At 51.1% G+C, this 23557-nt stretch carries 17 protein-coding genes; 10 read left to right on the top strand and 7 right to left on the bottom strand.

What is annotated here, in order from left to right; all coding sequences use genetic code 11:
- The first annotated feature begins 7 nt into the window (after positions 1 to 7).
- Entirely contained in the window at positions 8 to 2233 is a 2226-nt protein-coding gene (locus IM700_RS08495) for a GH92 family glycosyl hydrolase (protein ID WP_193417194.1), read from the top strand.
- A gap of 111 nt (positions 2234 to 2344) precedes the next feature.
- Positions 2345 to 3976: a hypothetical protein gene (locus IM700_RS08490; RefSeq protein WP_193417193.1), complete on the top strand. Its 1632-nt coding sequence runs from the start codon at positions 2345 to 2347 to the stop codon at positions 3974 to 3976.
- A 92-nt stretch (positions 3977 to 4068) separates the two neighbouring features.
- Here the strand turns inward: IM700_RS08490 and IM700_RS08485 are convergent, their stop codons facing one another.
- On the bottom strand, positions 4069 to 6333 hold the full coding sequence (locus IM700_RS08485) for a helix-turn-helix domain-containing protein (RefSeq protein ID WP_193417192.1): 2265 nt from the start codon (positions 6331 to 6333) through the stop codon (positions 4069 to 4071).
- A 270-nt stretch (positions 6334 to 6603) separates the two neighbouring features.
- Between IM700_RS08485 and IM700_RS08480 the strand changes: the two genes are divergently transcribed.
- The 4 genes from IM700_RS08480 to IM700_RS08465 all read left to right on the top strand — a co-directional run bounded on the left by IM700_RS08480 (position 6604) and on the right by IM700_RS08465 (position 12852).
- Positions 6604 to 7509: an ABC transporter permease gene (locus tag IM700_RS08480; RefSeq protein WP_336244889.1), complete on the top strand. Its 906-nt coding sequence runs from the start codon at positions 6604 to 6606 to the stop codon at positions 7507 to 7509.
- A gap of 51 nt (positions 7510 to 7560) precedes the next feature.
- Positions 7561 to 8472, top strand: coding sequence for a carbohydrate ABC transporter permease (locus IM700_RS08475; RefSeq protein WP_193417190.1), 912 nt, complete (start codon positions 7561 to 7563; stop codon positions 8470 to 8472).
- 48 nt (positions 8473 to 8520) lie between these two features.
- Positions 8521 to 10059 carry an extracellular solute-binding protein gene (locus IM700_RS08470; protein WP_193417189.1) on the top strand — a complete coding sequence of 513 codons (1539 nt, stop codon included), beginning with the start codon at positions 8521 to 8523 and terminating at the stop codon, positions 10057 to 10059.
- An 84-nt stretch (positions 10060 to 10143) separates the two neighbouring features.
- The gene (locus tag IM700_RS08465) at positions 10144 to 12852 is read left to right on the top strand and encodes an alpha-L-rhamnosidase (protein ID WP_193417188.1); all 2709 of its coding nucleotides are present in this window, start codon (positions 10144 to 10146) and stop codon (positions 12850 to 12852) included.
- A gap of 125 nt (positions 12853 to 12977) precedes the next feature.
- On the opposite strand, the gene IM700_RS08460 is transcribed toward IM700_RS08465, so the two are convergent.
- Complete coding sequence (locus IM700_RS08460; protein ID WP_193417187.1) at positions 12978 to 13982, bottom strand: SGNH/GDSL hydrolase family protein; 1005 nt, start codon at positions 13980 to 13982, stop codon at positions 12978 to 12980.
- A 40-nt stretch (positions 13983 to 14022) separates the two neighbouring features.
- Positions 14023 to 15084 (bottom strand): substrate-binding domain-containing protein, encoded by a 1062-nt coding sequence (locus IM700_RS08455; RefSeq protein ID WP_193417186.1) that lies wholly within the window; start codon positions 15082 to 15084, stop codon positions 14023 to 14025.
- Positions 15085 to 15361: 277 nt separating this feature from the next.
- On the opposite strand from IM700_RS08455, the gene IM700_RS08450 reads away from it, so the two are divergent.
- Positions 15362 to 16384, top strand: coding sequence for an SGNH/GDSL hydrolase family protein (locus tag IM700_RS08450; RefSeq protein WP_239483714.1), 1023 nt, complete (start codon positions 15362 to 15364; stop codon positions 16382 to 16384).
- A 117-nt stretch (positions 16385 to 16501) separates the two neighbouring features.
- Here the strand turns inward: IM700_RS08450 and IM700_RS08445 are convergent, their stop codons facing one another.
- Both IM700_RS08445 and IM700_RS08440 read right to left on the bottom strand, forming a co-directional pair.
- Positions 16502 to 17041: a hypothetical protein gene (locus tag IM700_RS08445; protein ID WP_193417185.1), complete on the bottom strand. Its 540-nt coding sequence runs from the start codon at positions 17039 to 17041 to the stop codon at positions 16502 to 16504.
- A 572-nt stretch (positions 17042 to 17613) separates the two neighbouring features.
- Entirely contained in the window at positions 17614 to 18912 is a 1299-nt protein-coding gene (locus tag IM700_RS08440) for an arsenic transporter (RefSeq protein ID WP_239483713.1), read from the bottom strand.
- Between the two features lie 184 nt (positions 18913 to 19096).
- Here IM700_RS08440 and IM700_RS08435 point away from each other — a divergent pair, with 184 nt between their 5' ends.
- Entirely contained in the window at positions 19097 to 19615 is a 519-nt protein-coding gene (locus IM700_RS08435; RefSeq protein WP_193417184.1) for an SRPBCC domain-containing protein, read from the top strand.
- A gap of 166 nt (positions 19616 to 19781) precedes the next feature.
- A complete protein-coding gene (locus IM700_RS08430) occupies positions 19782 to 20765 on the top strand; it encodes a VanZ family protein (protein WP_193417183.1) in 984 nt (327 codons plus the stop codon).
- A gap of 328 nt (positions 20766 to 21093) precedes the next feature.
- Here the strand turns inward: IM700_RS08430 and IM700_RS08425 are convergent, their stop codons facing one another.
- Together IM700_RS08425 and IM700_RS08420 are read right to left on the bottom strand one after the other, a co-directional pair.
- Entirely contained in the window at positions 21094 to 21783 is a 690-nt protein-coding gene (locus IM700_RS08425; protein WP_193417182.1) for an LrgB family protein, read from the bottom strand.
- The gene (locus tag IM700_RS08420; protein WP_155606878.1) at positions 21753 to 22160 is read right to left on the bottom strand and encodes a CidA/LrgA family protein; all 408 of its coding nucleotides are present in this window, start codon (positions 22158 to 22160) and stop codon (positions 21753 to 21755) included. The genes IM700_RS08425 and IM700_RS08420 overlap by 31 nt, the downstream gene beginning before the upstream one ends.
- A 245-nt stretch (positions 22161 to 22405) precedes the next feature.
- On the opposite strand from IM700_RS08420, the gene IM700_RS08415 reads away from it, so the two are divergent.
- Complete coding sequence (locus IM700_RS08415) at positions 22406 to 23533, top strand: ABC transporter substrate-binding protein (RefSeq protein ID WP_193417181.1); 1128 nt, start codon at positions 22406 to 22408, stop codon at positions 23531 to 23533.
- Positions 23534 to 23557 lie beyond the last annotated feature (24 nt).

The raw sequence follows: 23557 nt of genomic DNA, 5'->3' as shown, positions 1-23557 counted from the left end.
AGACGCCATGAACAAACTCAAATACGTGAACCCGCTGCAGGGGGCGGCCTCGACCTTCTCGTATTCAAGCGGCAATACGCTGCCGCTCATCACGCGCCCGTTCGGGATGGCGTCGTGGAGCCCGCAGACGAATGAAGCATCGGGCGGCTGGTTTTTTCATCCGGATCATCGCACTTTCGAAGGGCTTAGGCTGACGCATCAACCGAGTCCCTGGATCGGCGACTACGGCCATCTCGCGGTCATGCCGCAGTCCGGGCCGCTCTATCTGGCGGCGGATCGCCGCGCATCCTCTTTTCGTCCGGAAGATCGGATCGTGAAACCGGACTATGTCCGGTACGAGCTTTTGAGGTACGGAATCGAGTTGGAGTTGACGCCAGCGATTCGGGGCGCCTGTATGCGGCTGCGATTCAAGCGAAAGGAGGAAGCGGCAAGGCTGATCCTTGCGCCGTTCAACCGCGAGTCCCGGATGGAGATCCTTCCGGAGAAGAGACGCATTGTCGGCTTTACAAGGGGTAACGTCGGCGGCGCGCCGGACAACTTCGCCATGTACTTTGTCATCGATTTCGACTGTTCCATCGATGAAACTCAGAGCGGCGTGTTCGACGGTTCCTACACGTCGTATGAGGAATTGACCCGAATCGGTGAACGGACAGGTGCATTCGTTGGTCTGGAACTGCCTGAATCTGGAACGGTGAATGTAAAAATAGGTACTTCCTTTATCAGCGTGGAGCAAGCGATCCGCAATTTGCGTATCGAGATCGCCGCGAAGTCGTTCGAGGAAATTCGCGACGAAGCGACAGCGGAATGGGAGCGTTATTTGGGCCGGATCGAGGTCGAAGACGAGGATGAGGAGAAACTGCGTACGTTCTACTCCTGCTTGTACCGTACTGGTCTGTTCCCGCGAATCTGGCATGAGTTTGATGAAGAAGGGCGTAAGGTTCACTACAGTCCTTACACAGGGAAAGTTCACGAGGGACCGATGTATTCGGATAACGGCTTCTGGGATACGTACAGAACGGAGTACCCTCTGCTCGCGCTACTAGCCCCGACGATTCTGAGCGAAATCCTTCAGTCCTGGGTGAATGTATACCGGGAGAGCGGTTGGATGCCGAAGTGGGTGTCTCCGGGCGAGCGGAGCGGGATGCCGGGGACGTTAATCGATGCCGTCTTTGCCGATGCCTTCGTGAAGGGAATTCGGAATTTCGATGTGGAACTTGCCTATGAAGGCCTTCGCAAGCATGCATTGGAGCAAGCGCCGCAGCCGCATCTAGGGCGTAAAGGCTTCTCGGACTACGCGGCGCTTGGGTATCTCCCGAGCGACCGATACCACGAGAGCGTGAACAATACACTGGATTACATTTACGGCGATTTTTGCATCGCGCAGATGGCGCGGGGGCTGGGCAAACAGGAGGATTATAAGCTTCTGATGGCGCGCGCGCGCGGATATTCGAAGCTGTTCGACCCGACCGTTGGCTTTATGCGCCCGCTGAAGGAAGACGGGAGTCGCGAGGAGCCGTTCGACCCGCTCGCATGGGGCGGCGCTTATTGCGAAGGAGGTCCTTGGCAATGCAGCTGGGCGGTTCAGCATGATGTTCTGGGGCTTGCGCAGGCGGCGGGCGGACGAGAGCTGTTCAAGGCCAAGCTGGATGAATTGATGACGATGGCGCCAACATTCCGGATCGGCTCTTATCCGATAGAAATCCATGAAATGTCGGAGATGGCTGCGGTCGACTTTGGTCAGTTCGCCATCAGCAACCAACCGAGCTTCCACATTCCGTATTTGTATACGGCCATCGGCTATCCGGCTGAAGCCCAATACTGGGTGAGGAGAGCTGCGGAGGAACTGTTCAGCGCAAAGCCGGACGGCTTCCCGGGCGACGAGGACAACGGAAGCATGGGCGCATGGTATGTTTTTGCCGCGTTGGGTCTTTATCCGTTATGTCCGGGCGTGCCGGAATATGTACTGGGTAGCCCTATGTTCACGCGGGCAACGCTACATCTGGAGAATGGCAACAATATCTCGCTTCGAACAGAAGGTCATCAACCGGCGAACCGGTACGTTAAGAAGTTGCTGTTGAACGGTGAGCCGATCAGCAGGCTATATGTAACGCATCAGGAGCTAACCCGCGGTGCGGAGTTGAGGTTCGTCATGAGTGGCGATCCTGCCGCCAAGGCTCATTATGACGAAACGGACCTGCCCTATTCGCTCAGCGGCGTGGCGCGGTATCAATAAGCAGGGAGGTGATGTGTGGGGAAAGTACGTGATCAGAGGTAAGTACAGATGATATTCGACAGCGTGGCGATTTCATTCTATCAAATCGACAAAGGTCGGGAGGTAAACGAAATGAAATTGAGACCGTGGAAAAGTGCGGGAATATGGGCATGCGTCATGTTGATGGTTATGACGGCACCGGGTGCCGCGATGGCAATGCAGGCGGGGGATAGCAGCGCCGATCTAAATGTGAGCAGCAAAAAGAAAATGGTCCAGGAGCCGTTCATGATCAAGGTCGTGGATGCCGAGACCGGCCGGGGCATTCCTCTTGTCCAACTGAAGACGACGAACAATGTGCTGTATTACACGGACAGTGCTGGTGTCGTGGCATTCGATGAGCCCGGGCTAATGGATCAGACGGTATTCTTCCATCTATCGAGTGACGGCTACGACATCCCAGCCGACATGTTCGGTAACCGGGGGTATGCCGTACAGATTGCACCCGGGGGCATGATGACGGTCGAGATGAATCGGGTTAACATCGCCGAACGCCTGTACCGGATTACGGGCCAAGGCATCTATCGCGACAGCGTACTGCTTGGTCAGGAGGCACCGATTCAGGAGCCGCTGATCAACGGCCTGGTCATGGGGCAGGATTCCGTGCAAACTATCGAGTATAACGATAAGCTGTACTGGTTCTGGGGCGATACCGACAGACCGGCTTATCCGCTGGGGAACTTCCGCGTGACGGGAGCGACTTCCGAACTGCCGCATAAGGGCGGATTGGATCCGGATGTCGGCGTGAATCTGAACTATTTTACGAAAGAGGACGGTTTCGTCAAAAGCTTGGTGCCACAACTTCCCGATGGCGCAGGTATAGCCTGGGTATTCGGTCTGATGACTGCCAAGGACAGCACCGGACAGGAGCGTCTGCTCGCCGGCTATAGCACGCACAATCCCGAGCTCAGCGCTTTCGGCATTCTTGCCTTTAACGACACGAAGAAGGAGTTCGAACAGGTCGTCCAATTCCCCTCCAAAGACGATTGGCGCCATCCGGGCGGCCAGGCGAGCTATTACGAGGAGGACGGGAAGGGATACTGGCTCTTTACCGAGCACCGGATGCCGAATTTGCGCGTTGCGGCCAGCTATGACGCCATCATCGATTACACTCAATACGAATCATTTACATGCCTTACGCCAGGAACGACTTACAAAGGGGCTCAAACCTCGCTCGAACGCGACGAGAACGGCAACCTGGTATGGGGCTGGAAAAAGGATACCCCGCCGCTCACCCAGGATCAAGAGAAGGAATTGACCCAGCTTGGACTGCTCAAAGCTGACGATCCGCAATATTATCAACTGAAAGATGCCGATACTGGCGAAGCGGTTCGAATCGCCTCAAGCTCCATCGAATGGAACGATTACCGGCAGCGTTATGTGATGATCGGGCAACAGATCGAAGGCAAGACATCGGTACTCGGGGAAATCTGGTATGCGGAAGCTCCATCGCCCCAAGGCCCTTGGACCAAGGCCAAGAAAATCGTAACGCATAACAACTATACTTTTTATAACGTGGCTCAGCATAAATACTTCAACAAGGACGGCGGCCGGGTCATTTACTTCGAAGGGACTTATACGAATACCTTCACAGATCATGTACCAACACCACGGTATAACTACAATCAAGTGATGTACAAGCTTGATTTGGCAAATCCGAAGCTCGGGCTTGAGCCTGTACAAGGAACGGCCCATCATCCAGAGTGAGCGCATAATTGTTGATAACGGAACAAGGACCTTTCCGATAAAAGCCCATGGGGCTTCCGGAGAGGTCCTCTTCGGCTTGGGCGGCAATATCTTTACCAGGAACTTCTAGCTTCGACATCCCCATGAATTTCCCGGAACTGCTTTGGAGTAAGGTTTGTGAACTTCTTGAATACGGCGAAAAAATGTCCTTTAGAGATGAATCCGCATTGATCTGCGATCTCCAGCACCGAGAGTTGGCTGGATACCAGCTTCTCTTTCACTCTCTCAATTCGTTCTTGGAGGATATACTCGGACAAGGACACGTTATTAATCTCCTTAAATAGTTGTCGTATATAACTTACGGAGAAAGAGAAATTATCGGCGACCTGCTCGATCGATAATTGCGTATCTTGCAGGTGGTTATCCACGTATTCCTTGATCTCCAAGACGATTTCTTCTTTGCGGCTCGAAGATTTCGGAGCTATGGTCTCGGACGCCAGCATTGTGACGATGCTTTCCAGCCAAGCTTGATACTCGGACAACGTACTGAAACGTTCGAGCAATTGATGGATGCTGCTAATCTCATGCAGAACGCTGAACTTGTTGAAATTTTTGAGCAGATCATAGGTAAAATAGGTCAGATAAAGCTTACAGTCGCGATAGGGCAGCTCATGAATGTGCTTCATCTGCCGGTGAAGCATCGCAACAGCGGTCTCAGGACGGCCGCAGCGGATCGACTTGATGATCTCATTTGTTTCTAGCGCCTCGGTCGCCGAAGGATACCCTGCCATAAACTCTTCATAATCGCTCTCTAGGAAAATCTGTCTTTCCCCATTAAGAAATCGCAGCATCGTCAATTCGTAGATATGATCGTATACGTTTCGGAAATTAGCGCCGAAGTCATAGGCATTGCTGACCGCAACGGTTGTATCGATGCTGAGAATGCGCGCGACCTGATGTTGCGTCTCCTCCAGAAGGCGTTGCAGATGAAATTCGCCCCGCTCATGACCGCCGATAATCAAGATGAGATGGTCGCCGCCCATATCCAAGCCCTCGGCCGCATAAGGGCCGTTACAGATCACTTCTTCGCTGATGTTGCGGATGGCGTATTTTATTAATTTACGGGAAGGGAAATCGTAACGTTCACAGAAGGCCTTATAGGCTTCGATCCGTAGAACGGCCATAAACAGAACTTCGCAGGAAGTCAGTTTGGTCCGGGACCGAATATATTCATAGCTCCTGGTGCCTGGCGAGCCGTGCAGCACCCACTGAGCTAGGAACTCCGTTCGGACGAGCTCGGATTGGTTTCGCATGGAGGCATGGAGCTGCTCCACGTTGTTCAGCAGCAAATCGATACCGTCGTTGATCCATTGGATATCGGCTTTAGCGTCTGACGCGGGGTTCGCGAATGCAACCTTCTTCTTCAACTTTTCCGACAAAAAGGTGATGGAACGCAAGGAGCGATGCGAGCTCCAGAAGAACAAAGACGAGACGATTCCTAATAGCAGCAATGTATACGCTATCAATTTTTGCTGGAACAAAGCGATATGGCGGGTCAAGATGTGATACTCGGTTGAATAGTAGACCGACCAATCTTCAGTCGTCAGTTTGGCGGTATTGACGTACCATCTCTGATTCGGAAGCCGGACTTGAAAACTGTTGTCCTGATGATCCTGCTTCGCTTGAAAAAGCTGTTCGTTCAACGCAGCCGAATTGGACGTGCCCAATAGGACGAACCCATTCTCGTCGAGGATTCGAATGTCTTGCTCCGAGGTGACTGTTTCGCCGAAGATCAGCTTGTTCAACAGCGGTTTATCGATCAGAAGCACGAGATAGAAGTCAGACGGCTTCTCCGGAGTTGCTGGCAGAACAAGGGCCAGGCAGTTCGAACCATCCAGCGAATGGCTGAAGAAGCGCAAGTATTGGCTTTGAAATGATTTCACCCGCTCCAGCATGTCCTGGTCGGCAAAGGAGTCATTACGTACGATTCCGGCTTTGGAATCGACGACAAGACCGTGCTTTACATTCATCAGATAAGATCGCTGGATGAGGGGTTCGGTCGACATGAAGTTGGATTGGGCGACAAGTGCAGCATGGTCGATAAGTGGATCTTGGCTTGTATTGAAGAACCAGTTCTGAATGTTTTGATCGGCGTACATGCTGAGCCCGTACGCTTTCAAGTTGCCAAGAATCATGTCGGCTTTCGAAGCTAGGTTGTTGACTTCATTTTGCGAATTGCTGCGCACCTCTAGCATGGTGTACTTCGAGAATTCCGCAGATAGGAAGTAGACAAATGGAATCATGGAGCAGATCAGAACAGTGGTTAGCAATAGAAAAGTACGAAAATAGGTCTTCTGCAAAAAGGGTTTGATCTTCATCTCATTCCTGCACCCCGTGACTCATAAGTTGACTGTTAACTGTTCCTTCATCATAGCCGTAACCCGACTTCCGTGTGAAGTCCTCATTTTGACACAGTACGAATTAAGATGATTCACGAAGCCGAATGACCGTACGATACTTAAATTCAACACCCTTTGTGACGCAATGAGGACTATGCTTTGGAACTCCCCTCCGCTCATAATTAACACTGTCAGGATATGGCCACATCGGACAGACCAGCTAGAATGGAGTGATACTACCAATTGAGCATGTTGAAGGAGCTTGTGAAGAACCGGAACTTGTATACGATGGCGATACCGGGCCTCGTCTTTCTCGTCGTTTTCTCCTATATTCCTCTGGCTGGACATCTGCTGGCGTTCAAGGACTTTCAGATCAGCAAAGGCATATGGGGCAGCGATTGGGTGGGGCTGGACAACTTCCGCTTTTTTTTCTCCAATCGGGATTGGATCCAAGTTACGGTCAATACGTTGTATTTGAATGCGTTGTTCATTATTTGCGAGATGGTCTTTGCAATGCTCATCGCGCTCTTCTTGAATGAGATTCGCTTGAGATGGTTTAAACGTACGATCCAATCCGTTGTTTTTCTGCCTTATTTTATCTCATGGGTCGTCGTAGGTTATATGACATTCATTCTTTTTAACAATACGGATGGTCTATTTAACCGCATTCTTAGTGCCGGTGGGCTTCAACCCGTCGACTGGTACCAAACCCCGTGGGTGTGGCCGATCATTTTGACTTTAACTCGAATTTGGAAAAGCGCCGGGTACTACTCCATTATTCTGATTGCGGCCATTACCGGTTTCTCGGCCGATTATTATGAGAGTGCCCGGCTGGACGGAGCTACCCGGATGCAGCAGATGAGGTACATTACGCTGCCCTTGCTGAAGCCGCAAATCATCATCCTTGTCCTTTTGGGAGTCGGACGGATTTTCTACGGGGATTTCGGCATGATCTACGGGATTATCGGGGACAACGGCATTCTATTCCCTACGACGGATGTCATCGATACTTATTCTTATCGGGCGCTAAGGCAGCTTGGCAATTTCAGCATGTCGTCGGCCGTCGTATTTTATCAGTCTATCATGGGACTTATCGCTGTTGTTTCGTTTAATGCGCTTATCCGGAAGATCGATAAGGACTCCAGGTTATTTTAGTTTTTTTGAGCACAGACTTTTATTCTCGATTTTGAGGGAGGTGAACTTCATATGAATCGCCCGGTTGCTTTGGTCCGGTCCGCCCAAGTCCGGCGGATAAGCGGTATCTCCGACAAAATTGCGTTAGGACTGTTTGGGTTGTTTTTGACCCTATTTGCACTGGTTTGTTTGTTCCCCTTCTGGCTGATGGTCGTTAATTCGTTCGCCAGCACCCGAAGCTTGGCTCTGAACGGATACGCCGTATGGCCGAACGAGTTCACTTTGGAATCCTATCGTTTCCTGCTTCAAGGCAAGCAAATGTTCACCAGTTATGGCATCACGTTTACCGTGACGGCGATCGGAACGGTGATTGGCCTCGTCGTCACCATGCTTTATGCTTACGTTCTGGCCCATCCGAAGAACCGGTATGGCGGATTTCTCTCGTTCATGACCTACGTGCCGATGGTATTCGGCTCAGGGCTCGTCGGCTTCTATCTTCTGGTCGTTCAGTGGCTGCACCTGAAAGATACGCTGTGGGCGCTAGTGCTTCCCTATGTCATGAATCCGTTCTTTGCGTTTATCTTGGTCTCGTTCTATCGCTCGTTGCCTTATGAGTTGAACGAATCGGCTACCATCGACGGTGCGGGAGAGTGGACGATCTTCTTCAAAATTATCCGGCCGATCTCAACGCCGGTGATTGCGACGATCAGCTTATTCTACGCCCTGCAATATTGGAACGATTGGTGGCTGTCGCTTTTGTTCATTGATAACAGCGATATGTATCCGCTTCAGTTGCTTCTGCGGCAGCTCATGTCGCAGATGCAGCTTTCGTCGCTGAACCACGGCAATGTACTGACGCTGCCGCCGGCAGAGGGGGTCAAGCTGGCTACCGTTTGCCTGACGATCGGCCCGATTATTTTGGTGTATCCGATGGTCCAGAAATATTTCGTCAAAGGCTTGACCCTCGGCTCGGTAAAAGGCTAGTGGGCTTGCCTGCGAAAATATAAGATAAGTTAGAAGGGAGTTATTTATATGGCTGCAAAACGCAAATTTTGGGGGACGGCGCTGCTCGGACTAGCCCTCGCTTTATCCGGGTGTTCCGGATCCGGCGGGAACGCATCCGCACCGGAAAGTTCAGGGGGAACCAACGCTTCATCCCTTGACCCGGTCACTCTGGAGGTTGTCGTTCCGGGGGCGAAGGGAGCCAACTTTGATGAGGTGCTGACGGAAGTCAACAAACGGTTAAAAGCCGAGTTAAACACACAGGTTAAATTTACAGTCATCGATTTCGCCGATCTTAGCCAGAAGACCAACGTCATGTTGGCTTCGGGAGAGAGCGTGGATCTGATCTTCGATGCTCCCTGGCTGCATCTGGACACGATGGCTTCTCAGGGATTTTACGAGGAATTGAGCGGACTTCTGGACGAATACGGCCCGAATGTACTAAAGACGAGACCGCAGCAAATGTGGGATGCGAACAAAATCAACGACAAAATCTACGGCGTCCCCTTAGGCAGCGCCTACACCCAGCAAAGATCGGTCTTCATCCGAAAAGACTTACGAGAGCAATTAAACCTGCCGCCCGTGAAGACGTATGAGGATCTGAAAGCTTATCTCTACGCCGTTCGCGACAATATGCCCGATATCACGCCGTTGCTCGCAGGTGCGGACGACGTCACCTACAGCTGGGTGAACTGGCTGATTCGGGACGATACCAGCGTGAATATTCGCCCGACGAATTTTGCAGGTGCCAGCTTGATGTTGTATTACAAGGGTAACGATGGGAAAGTCTACAATTTCTTTGAAACCAAGGAACCAAAGATTTGGTCCAATATCCAGGATGTCCGCAAGTTGTTCGTTGACAAGGTTATGTCGCAGGATGTCTTGACAAATAAAAGCGGCCCGATGGAAATGCAGCTCCAGAACAAAGTCGCGGCTACGCCCCAAATGGTCTTTGGTGTTCCCGAATCGTTCAATGACCAGTTGAAGCAGGTCGTGCCCAACGGCGAGTTGGAAGCGGTTCGCCTGTTTGACCTCACTCCGGGGAAGAACATATCCAATTTTAAGATGGATAACTTCATCTGTATTGTAAAGACAAGTAAGCATAAGGACCGTGCGATGATGTTTCTGGACTGGGCGAATCGGCAGGAGAATTACGACCTGTTGGAGCGCGGCATTGAAGGCGTGAACTGGAAAGCCGTCGGCGAGCATCAATACGAAACTTTGAACAATGATGGCGGTATTGTTTCGTTTCAGCTCATGCTGAACCCGACGTTAGAGCGGGAGTGGGCCGGCACGGACGATGAGAATTTGAAGTACAATCAATTTATTACTCAGGCCGACAATTTCACCAAGGACGTCCTAACCGGATTTACTTTCGATCCGACTCCTGTGAAGAACGAAGTGGCCCAGTTTTCGACCATTCAAGCGAAATATTATAACGGTTTGTTTAACGGCGCGCTTGATCCGGACGAATACTTCGCCAAGTTTAAAGAGGAGGGCGAAGCGGTGCTGGGGAAAATCCAGAATGAACTGCAGAAGCAGGTCGACGCTTTCTTGGCGAAGAATTAAGTGGAGTATCAGGGGCTGCCTTCCGGCAGCCCCATTGCATAATCAATATGAAACCGCTTACTTATCTGGAAAGGGAGCAGTGCCATGGACAAAATTGATCGCCTGCGGTGTGAGTATACGAACAACCCCGTTGGTGTGCAAACAAAATGGCCACGCTTTAGTTGGGAGATCAGCGCCTCTAAACGCAACCGAAGACAGATGGCCTATCAGATTATCGTGTCGGAAGAGGAAAGACACGTGCTTACCGGGATCGGGGAATTATGGGACTCCGGCAAAGTCGAATCCGTGGATACCTATCACATTGCCTATGCAGGCAAGCCGCTGGTCAGCGGACAACGCTGTTACTGGACCGTCAGATGCTGGGATCAAGATGGAGGGCAATACGAGGCTGACGCGGTTGCTTTTTTTGAAATGGGGATTCTTAGCCCGGATGAATGGACCGCTCAGTGGATCGGGGCCGACGAGACGTTCGCGGCTCCGTTATTTAGAAAAACTTTTCCAATTGAGAAGACGGTGAAGCACGCTGTTCTGGCTATATCCGGCCTTGGCTATTTTGAGCTTTATCTGAATGGCAATCCGATAGGGGAGCATGTCCTTGTCCCCAATTGGACGAATTATGACGACCGGCATATCGAAGGTTTGCTGTATCCTTTCGATGATCAAACTTCCAAACGGGTCCATTATATTCAGCATTCCTTGACCGGCCATCTTCGGCAGGGAGAAAATACGATTGGCGTCATGCTGGGGAACGGGTTCTACAACCAGACGGAGAGAACCGTTGAAGGAAACATGAGGTATGGCGCTCCCAAGTTGATTTTGCAGCTGGTCATCACGTATGAGGATGGTGCAGTGGACTGCATTCGGACCGACAATAGTTGGAAATGCAGCTTCGGGCCGATTGTGTTCAATAACGTCTTCTATGGAGAGATCTATGATGCTCGGCTTGAACAGCCTGGTTGGACGGGAAACAGCTTCGATGATTCTTCGTGGGACCCTGCCCGCTTGGTTCGTTCGCCGATCGGGCAGTTGATGGCTCAATTGTCTCCCCCGGATCAAAAAATCGGTACGATCGCCCCTGTCTCCCGCGTCGAAGTACAGCCTAATGTATATGTATTTGATTTCGGTCAAAACATCTCGGGATGGGTACGCATTCGCATGCAAGGAAACGCCGGGCAGCGGATCACGATGAGATTTGCTGAAAACCATGGGGCTGACGGTGCACTTGATATGGGGAGCTGCGGAGGCGACGGACAAATACAGGCCGATACCTACATTATGAACGGACAAGGAACGGAGCAATATGAGCCTCGATTCGTTTGGCATGGCTTTCGTTACGTGGAGATATCCGGATATCCCGGTGTACCGGATTTATCGGATCTCGAAGGCGTTGTCGTGCATGCGTCTGTCGAGCACATCGGTCAGTTCACCTGCTCTGAACCGTTGCTGAATCAGGTGCAAGATGCTTATCATTGGTCACAGCTGACCAATCTGCACGGCGGCGTGCCTAGCGATTGTCCGCATCGCGAGCGGCTTGGATACACAGGGGATGGCCATGTAGCCGCCCAAGCGGCGGTTTACAATTTTGATATGGCTGCTTTCTATGCCAAGTGGATCAGCGATATTGGCGATTCTCAGAATAAAAGCACGGGTTTTGTCCCGCACACGGCCCCGTTCAATGGGGGCGGAGGCGGGGTTGCCTGGGGTTCCGCTTATGTGATCATACCGTGGATCATGTACCGAATATATGGGGATCGGCGACTGTTGGCCGAACATTATGAAGGCATGAGAAGCTGGATTGATTATTTGGGTACTCGTAATCGGGGAGGTCATCTGGTTGAATTCGAAGAGCCGGGCAGTTGGTTTTTGGGGGACTGGGGCGTCCCGGGAGAGAACGAACTTCCTCCCGAACTGGTGAGCACCTTCTATTATGCCTATACGGCAGGCATGATGTCCAAGGTTGCCGGGGTCCTCGGTTATGAAGAGGATCGCAAGCGGTTTGCGGAGCTGTATCGTCTCGTGTGCGAATCGTTTAACGAGGCGTTTTTCAGTCCTGAAACGGCTAGTTATTCCATCGGACGGCAAGGCGCGGATTTGTTTCCGTTCGTTCTAGGCTGCGTCCCCGACGGCTATGCCGATCAAGTATGGCAGCGAGTATTGCGGCATTATCGGGATCACCTGAGCGGGCACCTAGACACCGGCATATTCGGCACTTCCTTTTTGTTCGACCTGCTCAGTGAACGGGGAGAGACGGAGTTAGCTTTAGAAATGGTGTTATCAAAAGAATGTCCCGGTTACGGGTATATGATCAACAATGGCGCTACTACGCTGTGGGAATCCTGGGACGGACACGATTCCCATAATCACCCGATGTTCGGTAGCGTTAGCGCCTGGTTCTACAAGCATGTGGCCGGGATCTCTCCGCATCCTGAAGCTATTGCCTTCGGGCAAGCTGTCTTCAAGCCGTTTCGCGCAGGGGGCCTGAGCCATGCGTCTGCTACGACTCATACGATTCGCGGGCCGTATGCAGTACGTTGGTCCAAGGAAAATAGCGTAACCTGGGAATGCGAGATTCAGATACCACCCAATTGCAGCGCAGAAGTGTATTTTCCATTACAAAGTCAGGATGCCCTTTTATCTTCGATTTCCGAGCAAAGAAACAATCAGATCCTCTGGCCTCGTTCCGACGGGGAGCCTCTATCTGATTCACTCCAATTAAGGAAGGATATTCATGATTTGGTTGTTGTTCTTGGTTCGGGAAGTTACGAGTTTAAAGTGGCCGTTAGGCCGAAGTAATTTGTACATCTTCGATATGTGGACTCAAGATCAAGAGGAAAAAGAGACAGCCCCCTCCTATGAACCTAATGAGAGCGGCTGTCTTTTTTCAAAGAGTCCCTTTTTGCCGATTGTTGATGTTGCTACTATCTGCGGGAATTTGGACGAGGCAAGGAACAAATCTCATTGATTGTTCCGGCTAACTGTTCGGCCATCTGCCGATGCTTCTTGACGGAAGGATGCCCGCAGCCTCCCATACCGTCTTCCGGCCGTTTGATCAACGGAAACTCCACGAAGTGAATATTCTCGTCGCCTTCTTCGTTGAGACTTTCTACAAGCGCCTTCAAATAGGGACTTGGACCAAGGGTCATCGGACCGATGGCGCAGAACAATGGAGCAGAGTGATATCTGCCCCGAATAAAACCGACCAGTTTGCGATATTGTTCGATGTAATCCGAAGGCTCGATAGGTGCCGACCAATCGTTGGTCCCGAGATTAACGACGATCATTTCCGGATCAAAGGGATCCATGGCTTCTTGATCGAGATAAGGACAGATGGTTTCCATAAAATAATCCGACATGCGGCCTTCTTTGGCACCGCCGAAATTCTGGTAGCAGCCCGTACCGGAAGCGCCGACGATTAAAGTTTCGGCATTCAATAGTTGACCGGTCAGCGAGCTGTAAGCAAGCGCGATATTTTCGCGCGAAGCATCGCAATCGCAGGGAATCTGTGCCTCGTTGCCGAAACCGCACGTGATCGAATCGCCGATGATGAGCATCCGGTGGGGGAGAGGGGCCGGTGGGCTCAGAAAAGTTCCTTTCTCTGTTGTCAAATCGGTAAATTTGATGCTGCCGAATGCCGCCTCCGTACGTTTCTGCAGCGTTAAGGTATGAGGTATGTCCTCCAGGTCGTCCGCAAGCTGGTACAGTCGGTTATCCGGATCTATTCTCATCACCCGAACCGGGAGATCGTCGATATAGACGTTAACCCAGCTTTTTCCCTCTCCGTTGACATCCTCAATTTCGGCGGTAATTTCCCGTCCTTGAAATCGCACGGTTATCGCGCTACCGGGAAGAAAACAGGAGATTCCATCCTGCTCTTGATGGAAGAGCCCGTGTCGAAGGCTCAAGTTCAAAAAGTCGAATTTCATATCGCATGACTTCCTTTCAAGGATCTATTTGAGTTAAGCATTATGCGTAAGGGTTCTCGCTGGTAGACTCCCGGATCACCAGAGTGACACCTGACAATATCTTCGTGTTGCTGCTATGAGTTTTGCCTCGAATAACCTGGTTCAGTAAATTTGCGGCGTTTCTGCCGATTTCTTCGAAGTTTTGCCGGACGGTAGACAACCCGATGGACAGGTTGCTGGAATGGTCCCAATCGTCGAATCCGATAATGGAAACATCCTGCGGGATTTTGAGGCCGCGGCCGGTCAGTTGTCCGATGATCTCAATGGCAATCTTGTCATTGGAGCAAAACAAAGCGGTAACCTCCCGCTTCAAAATACTGTCGGCCAGTCCATCATAATCAATGCGGGTCAATAAATCTTCGTCGGTTACCGTTAGCCCAGCCTGACGCATGGCGCTGCAATAGCCGGCGAATCGCTCCTGCTCGGAATGAAGGAAGAAGTGGTAGCTCGCGAATTTTATTTTGGTGTGCTTCAGGCGGATCAGTTCCCGGGTAGCCAGGATCGCCCCGTCGTAATTGTCGCATCCGGAAAAATAGCTGGGATGATCCACGTTGTACCGGTCTACCAACAGGTAGGGGATGCTGTTTTGTTCGATGAGCTGATAGTTATCCTTGCTTCGGACCGGATCGAACGGATAAATCAGAAAGCCGTCGACCTTCCGGTCCAGCATTTTTTGAATGGATGCTTGTTCGACGGCCAAATTTTCGTTACTCCATTCCACGATTAAGGAGTAATTAAATTCGGCTGCCGCTTGTTGCGCGCCTTTGATGATCTTCATATACGATACGTCGAAGTTGTCTTCTGCCGATAAAATGAACGCGATCAAATGGCTCGAATGGTCCGCGGGTTGAGTTCCGTTTACAAAAGAGCCCTTTCTTTTGATCCGCGTGATCACGCCCTCGTCGGCCAGTTCCGTCAGCGCTTTTCGTATCGTTATTCCGCTTACCTTAAATTGTTTCATAAGATCTTCTTCATGCGGCAGTTTATCGCCGGGTTGTAGTTTGCCGGCTTGAATCTGTTGCTGCAGCGCTTGTTTTACCGTTTCGTACTTTGGCTCGGTCACAAAAATTCTCCTCTTTTACAGCCTCCTGAATGATTCTTGGCATGATGTTAATTTAATAAAAGTATACTTTAATATTACAGCATATTCAAGCATCTGTATCTAGAATACATGTTATATGTATATGATATAACAGGATATCTGGTTTTTAATTGACCGAACGAATATAAAATGATACTATAAATATAGTTTTATTACATAATAAAGTATACTTTATTTTGAATGGTAATACGTTAAGGGGATTCGATAATTCTATGCTAAAACTAAAGGGGGAGTTACTTTGGAGTTTAGCTTTACCCAATATGCCAGACTGATGGGGAGATTTGATCTTGCCAAGAAAGAAAACCCGAAATGCGGATGGGTCAACAGCGCCGTTTTTGTTGCCTTCCGTGGTACGGCCATCTCGATGACGGCTGAGGATTCCGACGGCCAGGATTACGTTGAAATCGTAGTGGACGGCGTCGCCCGGAATTGGATCAATCTGAAGAAGGGGATCCATAACTACGTAATTGAACAGGGGCTGCCGGAGGGCGAGCACACTTTAGAGATCCATAAGCGGACGGGAATTCTGACTGGAAGTATTGTGTTTCACCATTTTTCTTTGCCTGATGGCGGAAGCTTCCTTGCTCCACCCACGGCCAAACCGCTCCGGCTTGAATACTTTGGCGATTCCATCACGGATGGAGCGGGAATCGGGCATCCGCATGAGGTCGGTGATGCTCCGGACCTGGACGACGGATACATGTCCTATGTCGGAATCAGTGCCAGAATGTTGAACGCGGAATATCATACGATGGCCATTTGCGGGATTGGCGCTTGGCAGGATGCGATAGGGAACAAGCAAGGCTTGCCGGAACATTTTTACGGGACGCTCGGCAAAGGGACGGCGCCATGGGACTTTTCCCTGTATATTCCCGAAGGAGTCGTCATTAATTTGGGCCAAAACGATTATTCTACGCCCATTAATGATGAAGAGTATATTACGGCTTATATCGGATTCATCCGGGCGATCCTGGAGAAATATAACGACCCCTATGTCTTTTGCTGTGTCGGAACCATGAATAACAACTATCTGGCCAGCGTGAATAAGGTAGTGTCCCATTTCAATGAGAACGGAAACGCTAAAGTATTTGTGGTGGATCTGGGATTGATTCATCCCGAGGTGGAAGGATGGGGCGGACGGTATCATCCTGGCTATCAGACGCACTACCGGATGGGCTTAGAGCTAGCCTCTTTTATCAGCACCAAAACCGGCTGGGAATTGCTTAAGCGTCCGACGATCGCCACGGAATGCGTGTTCTGAAATCAATTGACGCATGCTTAAAGAACCGAAGGAACATTTAGAATCATGTGAATGGATTCCTTATGTTCCTTCGTTTATGAATTGACGTATCTCTCCCCAAATTTGTACCTAGGTCACTTACTCGAATATCACTTCTTTATTCTTATTATAGATTTGAACCGACAACCTTCCTTGGTCTGCCTCATCATAGTCTCCTAGCACAATATAGTTCCTTCTTGAAGAATCCATTTTGATTCTATGCCAATTGTCTTGATTGAAAGAAGCCTGAATAAAGCTGCCATCCTGAAGAAGCTGATCATCATGGATTCGAATCATGAGGTAAGGATAACCAGTTTGAATGCCGAACACCTGAACAGGCTTGCGGTCATCCTCGTTAAGCATGAGATCCATGTCATAATCCAGCTTCTGATTAATTACTCTAACGGCACACGCCCCTATTTTAACGCCTCTTTTGTAAAAAACATAAGCAAACGGCTTGTCCACTTCATTATTCATCTTAACGTCCAGGATTTCGATATTCTCTTTTTCTTGCAGTTGCTGAATATGGAGGTCGGATATTGGGCTGTAGAATTCTCGCTGAGTAAGGTAGACCAGAAGAGTAAGCGATAACAGAAGAAGTAGTAAGAGTCCGCGGATAAGCCATGTCTTATGGATCATAGATATACCTCGCATTTTCACAACTTTCTCACTATGGGGAGACTAATTATCTTTTTGTGTATTATAACAAAGTTATTGAATTACTAGGGCAAGTTTTCTGAAATTCATAATGATGATTGAACATGTCGACGATTAAATCTTCACCTGCCTTTTGGTCCATGATAAAGCTAGAGCCGTTCAGCCGCAAAAAGATAGCCAGGGCGGTAAATGCGGTTCTTTTGTTTGCGTTATGAAGAGGCTAAAAGGGGAGGATTGAGGGCGAAATACCGCTGACTCCAATTGGCCTCTAATTTTGCTATGCTTTTGGTAAAAAGAAGGCGAACCCATGCGGGTTTAAATTGGGGGTAGGATTCTTGATCGAAGTTCTCATTGGGAGCGGGCCGGAGGGGGGGGGGCATGAACCCAAGGCAACGACCGGCCGAGTAAAGCAAGGCATCGCAATAGGAAACCTCGCTACAACAAGATTTATTTCCGATGATCTTCCTTTGGATCACCCCAAGCATTTCCCCAGCGCAACCCCATAAGCTACCATTAGTAGCTCAGTTACTTCACTTTCCTACCACAGCCCCTCCCTAAAACACCCTCAAAACCACCCACAACCCCACCAACGTCGCAAACAAAATCGGGATCGTGAGCACGATGCCGACCTTGAAGTACGTCCCCCAGGAGATGCGGACGCCCTTCTTGGCGAGGACGTGGAGCCAGACGAGGGTGGCGAGCGAGCCGATCGGCGTAATCTTCGGGCCGAGGTCGGCGCCGATGACATTGGCGTAGATCAGCGATTCGCGGACCGTGCCGGAAGTGGCGGTTTCGGCGATGCCGAGCACGCCGGTCATGACGGCCGGGAGGTTGTTCATGATCGACGACAGGAACGCCGAGATATAGCCCATGGCCATCGTGGACACGAACAGGCCTTGATCCGCCGCCGCTTGGATGAGATCCGCCAAAACATCGGTCAGCCCGGCATTGCCGAGGCCATACACAACGACGTACATCCCGATCGAAAAAACGACGATGTTCCACGGAGCGCCTTTCATGACGGCCTTCGTGTCGACCGCTTGGCTCCGGCGGGCAATCCCCCAGAAGATCAGGGCTACCGCATCGGCAAGCAAGGACACTGGGAGGTGAAGAAACTCGCTCACCAGGTATCCGACCAGCAGGATCCCCATCACCACCCAGGACAAGCGGAATAAGCGCGGGTCTTTGATCGCCTCAGCCGGTGCTTTAAGCTTGGACGGGTCATAGGTACGAGGGATGCTTTTGCGAAAATAAAGCAGCAGCACGGCGATCGTCGCCGCCAGCGAGAACAGATTCGGTAGAATCATCCGGGCGGCATACTGCGCGAAGCCAATCCCGAAATAGTCCGCCGATACGATGTTCACCAGGTTGCTCACGACCAGCGGCAGCGAGGTGGTGTCCGCGATAAACCCGCTCGCCATGATGAACGGGAAGATCATTTTCTCCTCGAAATTTAAATGCCGGACCATCGCCAGCACAATCGGCGTGAGGATCAAGGCCGCCCCATCATTGGCAAAAAATGCTGAAACAACCGCCCCCAGCAAACTGACGTAAACGAACATGCGGATACCGCTGCGTTGTGCGGCCCGGGCCATGTGCAGCGCCGCCCATTCAAATAGGCCGATCTCGTCCAAGATCAGCGAAATGATAATGATCGCGATAAACGTTAAGGTGGCGTTCCACGTGATTTGTACGACTTCCCCTACGTCGCTGAAACCGACGACGCCGGCCAGCAAGGCCAGTACCGCACCACCGCAGGCGGACCACCCAATATTCAGCCCCTTCGGCTGCCATATAACAAAAGTTAAAGTAATCACAAAAATCAACGATGCCGCTAAGATGTCAAATTCCATCGGATTCTCTTTTTCCCCCAAACATTCTCTATAAATCTCTTTCTATTAACAAGCCGTTTATCATTGTCTCACTGCTTGCTTTGTTTGTACATAAATTTAAATATTCCTTTACAGGAATATTCTTAATAGTGTATATTGTTATCATAAAACCTAAATCTCTAATCCCAATGAGGAGGATTTGTCGATGTCGAATCAAACGATGGTTCACCGCGTGGAAAATGAAACGGTACTGGTACTGGAACGGGTGTTTAACGCGCCGAAAGAGCTGGTGTTCTCCATGTTTAAAGAAGCGGAGCATCTGAAACACTGGTGGGGACCGAGGGGATTTGAGGTTACGGTGTGCACGGTCGATTTCCGGCCAGGCGGCATCTGGCATTACTGTATGAAGTGCATGGACCCGCAGATGGGGGATTTTTACGGAACGGAATCCTGGGGCAAAGCCGTATACAAGGAAATTGACGAGCCAGACGGGTTCGTTTATACCGATTACTTCTCGGATGCCGAGGGGAACGTCAACGCTTCGTTGCCAGCCACCGTCATTACAATGGAGTTCATTGATCTGGGCGGCGGCCAAACGAAGCTAGTCAGCCGGGGGGAATACGTTTCTTCGGAATCGCTCAAAACCGTTATGGATATGGGCATGCTGCAAGGCATTACCGAAACGTGGGATCGCCTGGAAGAGCGCCTGAGCGAAGTGAAATAAGCAAGAATCAAGAACAGCTGTCGGCTTGAAGTGCCGGCGGCTGTTTTCTTTTTGCCTAAGAAGCCTAAAGGCGCTAACTAATGAATCCATCCAAACGTAATTCCGATAGTACGGAACCTTGTGAAAGGTGGCCTCAAAAAAGAACCAAGGAAGGCGGATCTACAGGATGGATTCAAAGTTTGATCGAAGACGGGGCATCAACCTCAGCCAAGCCAGAACAAGCCGTTGGCTGCAGGCTCTCTTTTACTTGTTATTTAGCGCATATGGTTTATTCACGCTTCAGGTGATTTTGTTTAAGACGGTTCCTTTTGCGGCGATTTTCTACCATGCGGGAGAGCGGTCGATAAGAAGCATCAATTGGATTCCTTTTTATACGATCGCAGAGTTCTTCACGAGCCCCAATATGGGTATGGGAAGAGCATTGCTTAATGTAGGGGGGAATATCGCGTTGTTCGTCCCTTTGGGGATCTTGGCGGCCCATGCAGGGAAAGGAAGGTCTATTCGTCTGCAATCGCTCTGGCTGCTGGTTACCTCGCTCCTGCTTGAGATCATTCAATATGTCCTGGCTTTGGGCAGCAGCGATATCGACGATATTCTATTGAATACTTTGGGTGGGGTGATCGGGATCGGGATCTATCGTTGGTTCCGAAAAAAAACCTCTTCGACGAATCGCCTCCTGACGGTCTTGATTGTCCTCTTTATGCTGGTTGGCTTAGCCGGAGTCGCTTCCGCCAGAATGCTGGGTTATGACAGCCTTTTGCCATTCTCCAATACAAGGGTTGGTTTTGTCGACGAGAATAAAGAGGTGATGGCAGGTTGGGATGAAGCTCGGGCCGATGTGTTTGGGAGTTTGACCGCTGTGGGAACACAAGAAGTGACGGTGCAGATGAACCTGAAACATAGGGGAACTTCGGCTCCAGAAGAAGCGGAGGGCGAGGAGGTTCGGTTCCCAATCACAGACGCAACGCAATTCTTCGTCAGCCACATCCGTTCCCATCAACATACCGTGATCAGCAACTATCAGAAGGCATCCAGATCCGAAGTCGTTTCTTTGTTGGAAACGAGGGAGATGGCTCCCCCAGTGAAAGTCTGGCTATCCGATGAGGATCGGCAAGCGGCCGAAACGGTGTTGGTTAGCGTGGTTGAGTAAAGCGTACAGGAATGCTGCATGCTTCGTTGGAGCGATCTGTACGCACGGAAATAAGGGTAAAAAAGGGCCTTATTTTCCTCCCGATTGGCGGTTGACTCGAAATAGCGGACTTTTTTGGCCTTATTTTGCATGGATAGGCCGGGAAGATGCGGTTTTGGCCGGCGCCCGGATCGATAAGGCCATAAAAGTCCCTTATTTTCGGCGAAAGAGCCAAATTAACAAAAATAAGGCCCCAAAAGGGCCTTATTTGCATGCGTGGAGCTGCAGAGGGAGGAGGCTACGAGGCTACAAGAAGTGACGAGGCGAGGCTCATCCGCTATTCCCCTGGTCACAACAAGAGCCAAGCGACCAACGGCGCCAGCACGGAGCCGAACACAGCGCTAAAGGTCAGAGCCACCGTGCTGGTCGAGACGACGGTCGGTCCGAACTCCGCGGCTTTGCCCGTGCCTAGCGCATGGGAGGCGGCCCCGAAGCCAATGCCCCTCCCGTTGTCGTTAGTAATCCCAAAGCATTTGAAGACGATAGGGCCCAGAATGACACCCGTAAGCCCCGCGAGCATCACCAGGGCGGAGGTAATGGATGCGTTCCCTCCCAAGCTGCTGGAGATTTCCATCGCAACCGGTGTTGTAATCGATTTGGGCAAGATGGACACGATCAGTTCACGGGGATACCCTGCCCATAGGGCAAATCCGATGCCGCTGATCATTCCAGCCGCAATGCCGACGATCGTGCCGGCGAGGACCGCTCTCCATTCTCTGAGCAACGCGTCGAGTTCTTTGTACATCGGGTAGGCGAGCGCGACGACGGCGGGACCAAGACCGTATTGTAGCCAACGTCCGCCTCTCATGAAATCGCCGTAGGAAGTCCCCGTCGTCATCAACAAGCCGATCACGAGTGCGGAACAGGTGAGGACCGGAACGAGAATGGCCCATTTCAACTTGCGATACAATCCGCTCATCAGGAGGTATAAGAGGACTACGCCCAGCACTATGCCTGCTTCGTAAAGGATTTCACGCATGGGATCGCCTCCTCTTGAGGTTTCGAGGTCCGTTGGGCTACCCATTGCGTAGTCAACCCTGCCAATATCATGGTTAAAAGCGTGCTGAGCACAACGATTAGAATCAGCCATTGTCCGCCCGCAGTGAACACCTGGAAATAGTCCATGACGCCAACCGTGGCCGGTACCAGGAATAACGGGATCAACTTTTGCATAAATCCGGCCCCTTGTTCCATCCACCTCGCAGGAACAATCCGCAGTTTAAGAGCCAGGAACAACAGCACGAGGCCGAAGATGCTCCCGGGAATCGGTGCCTTGCTTACCGTCTGAAGCAACAACCCTGCACCGTAAAACCCCGTGAGCAGGGCAATCTGGAAGAAGAAATGAATGACTTTCATAGATGTGGAAGAGTGTCCTCTTCATTGCGCCTCCTTGCTGCCGAAAAATGTCAAAGTAATCTTATCCCTTCCGGAACGCACTTTACAAGGGCGAAAATCCGAACAAATCATCCGCCTCCGATTTAATAAACTTCACCATTTCCATTAATCCAGCGCAAACAGTCAAAACCTATACTCTACTTGGGTCGGAATCAACAGAAATACATAGCGAACCCACAATAATCCACAGGGAGTGCATGAAAACCATGAAATTCGGGTTAAAGAAGCAATTCACGCTGGGTCTGGTTTTATCCTTGTTTGTATTGATGCTTGCGGCATGTGGTGCGGGAGGCAACGGCGGCAACGCGGCCGCAACGGACACGAGCCAGGCGGCGCAGGCCGAGGAGCTCTCGCTGGCCGATCTGGAAGCGAAGGCGAAAGAGGAAGGTTCCGTCGTGAGCGTCGGCATGCCGGATACGTGGGCGAACTGGAAAGATACATGGGCGGATCTGAAAACGAAGTATTCGCTGGACCACACGGATACGGATATGTCGAGTGCCGATGAAATCGCCAAATTCGAAGCGGAGAAGGATAAACCAACCGCAGACATCGGCGACGTGGGAATCGCGTTTGGTCCGGTTGCAGTCGACAAGGGCGTGACCCAACCGTTCAAAACCTCATATTGGGACGAGATCCCGGGTTGGGCCAAGGATAAGGACGGCCACTGGATCGTAGGGTACCAAGGGTCCATTGCCTTTTTCACGAACACGGAGCTGGTCCAACAGCCGCCGCAAAGCTGGGAAGATCTGAAGAACGGCGACTATAAAATCATCGTCGGCGACGTGACCAAAGCCGCGCAAGCGCAAATGGCCGTCTTGGCCGCCGCCATCGCTTACGGCGGGGACGAAACGAACATCGAGCCGGGGATCGCATACTTTGAGGATTTGGCGAAAAAAGGCCGCTTGTCCAGTGCGGAAGCCTCGCTAGCGAACATCGAGAAAGGCGAAGTGCAAGTGACCTTGTTCTGGGACTTCAATGCCCTGAACTACCGCGATCAATTGGGTGGCGCGGAGAAGTTTAACGTGGCGATTCCGAAGGAAGGCAGCGTGGTCAGCGGTTACGCCACGATCATCAACAAATACGCGCCGCATCCGCATGCAGCCAAGCTGGCGCGCGAGTACATCTTGAGCGATGCCGGCCAAATCAACCTGGCGAAGGGTTATGCCCGTCCAATCCGCGAAAGCGTGCAGCTTCCCGAGGAGGTTGCCTCCAAGCTGTTGCCCGCCGAAGCGTATGCCAACGTGAAGCCGGTCGGCGACTACAAGGCCTGGGAAGAAACGACGAAGAAGCTGCCGCAGCTGTGGCAGGAGCGCGTGCTTGTTCATATGAACTAATCGGTCGAATCACGAGTCCGAGTT

This window comes from Paenibacillus rhizolycopersici (assembly GCF_014947195.2).
Classification (GTDB): domain Bacteria; phylum Bacillota; class Bacilli; order Paenibacillales; family Paenibacillaceae; genus Fontibacillus; species Fontibacillus rhizolycopersici.
Note: the sequence above shows the minus strand (reverse complement) of the source record. Positions and strands in the feature narration are given on the sequence as shown.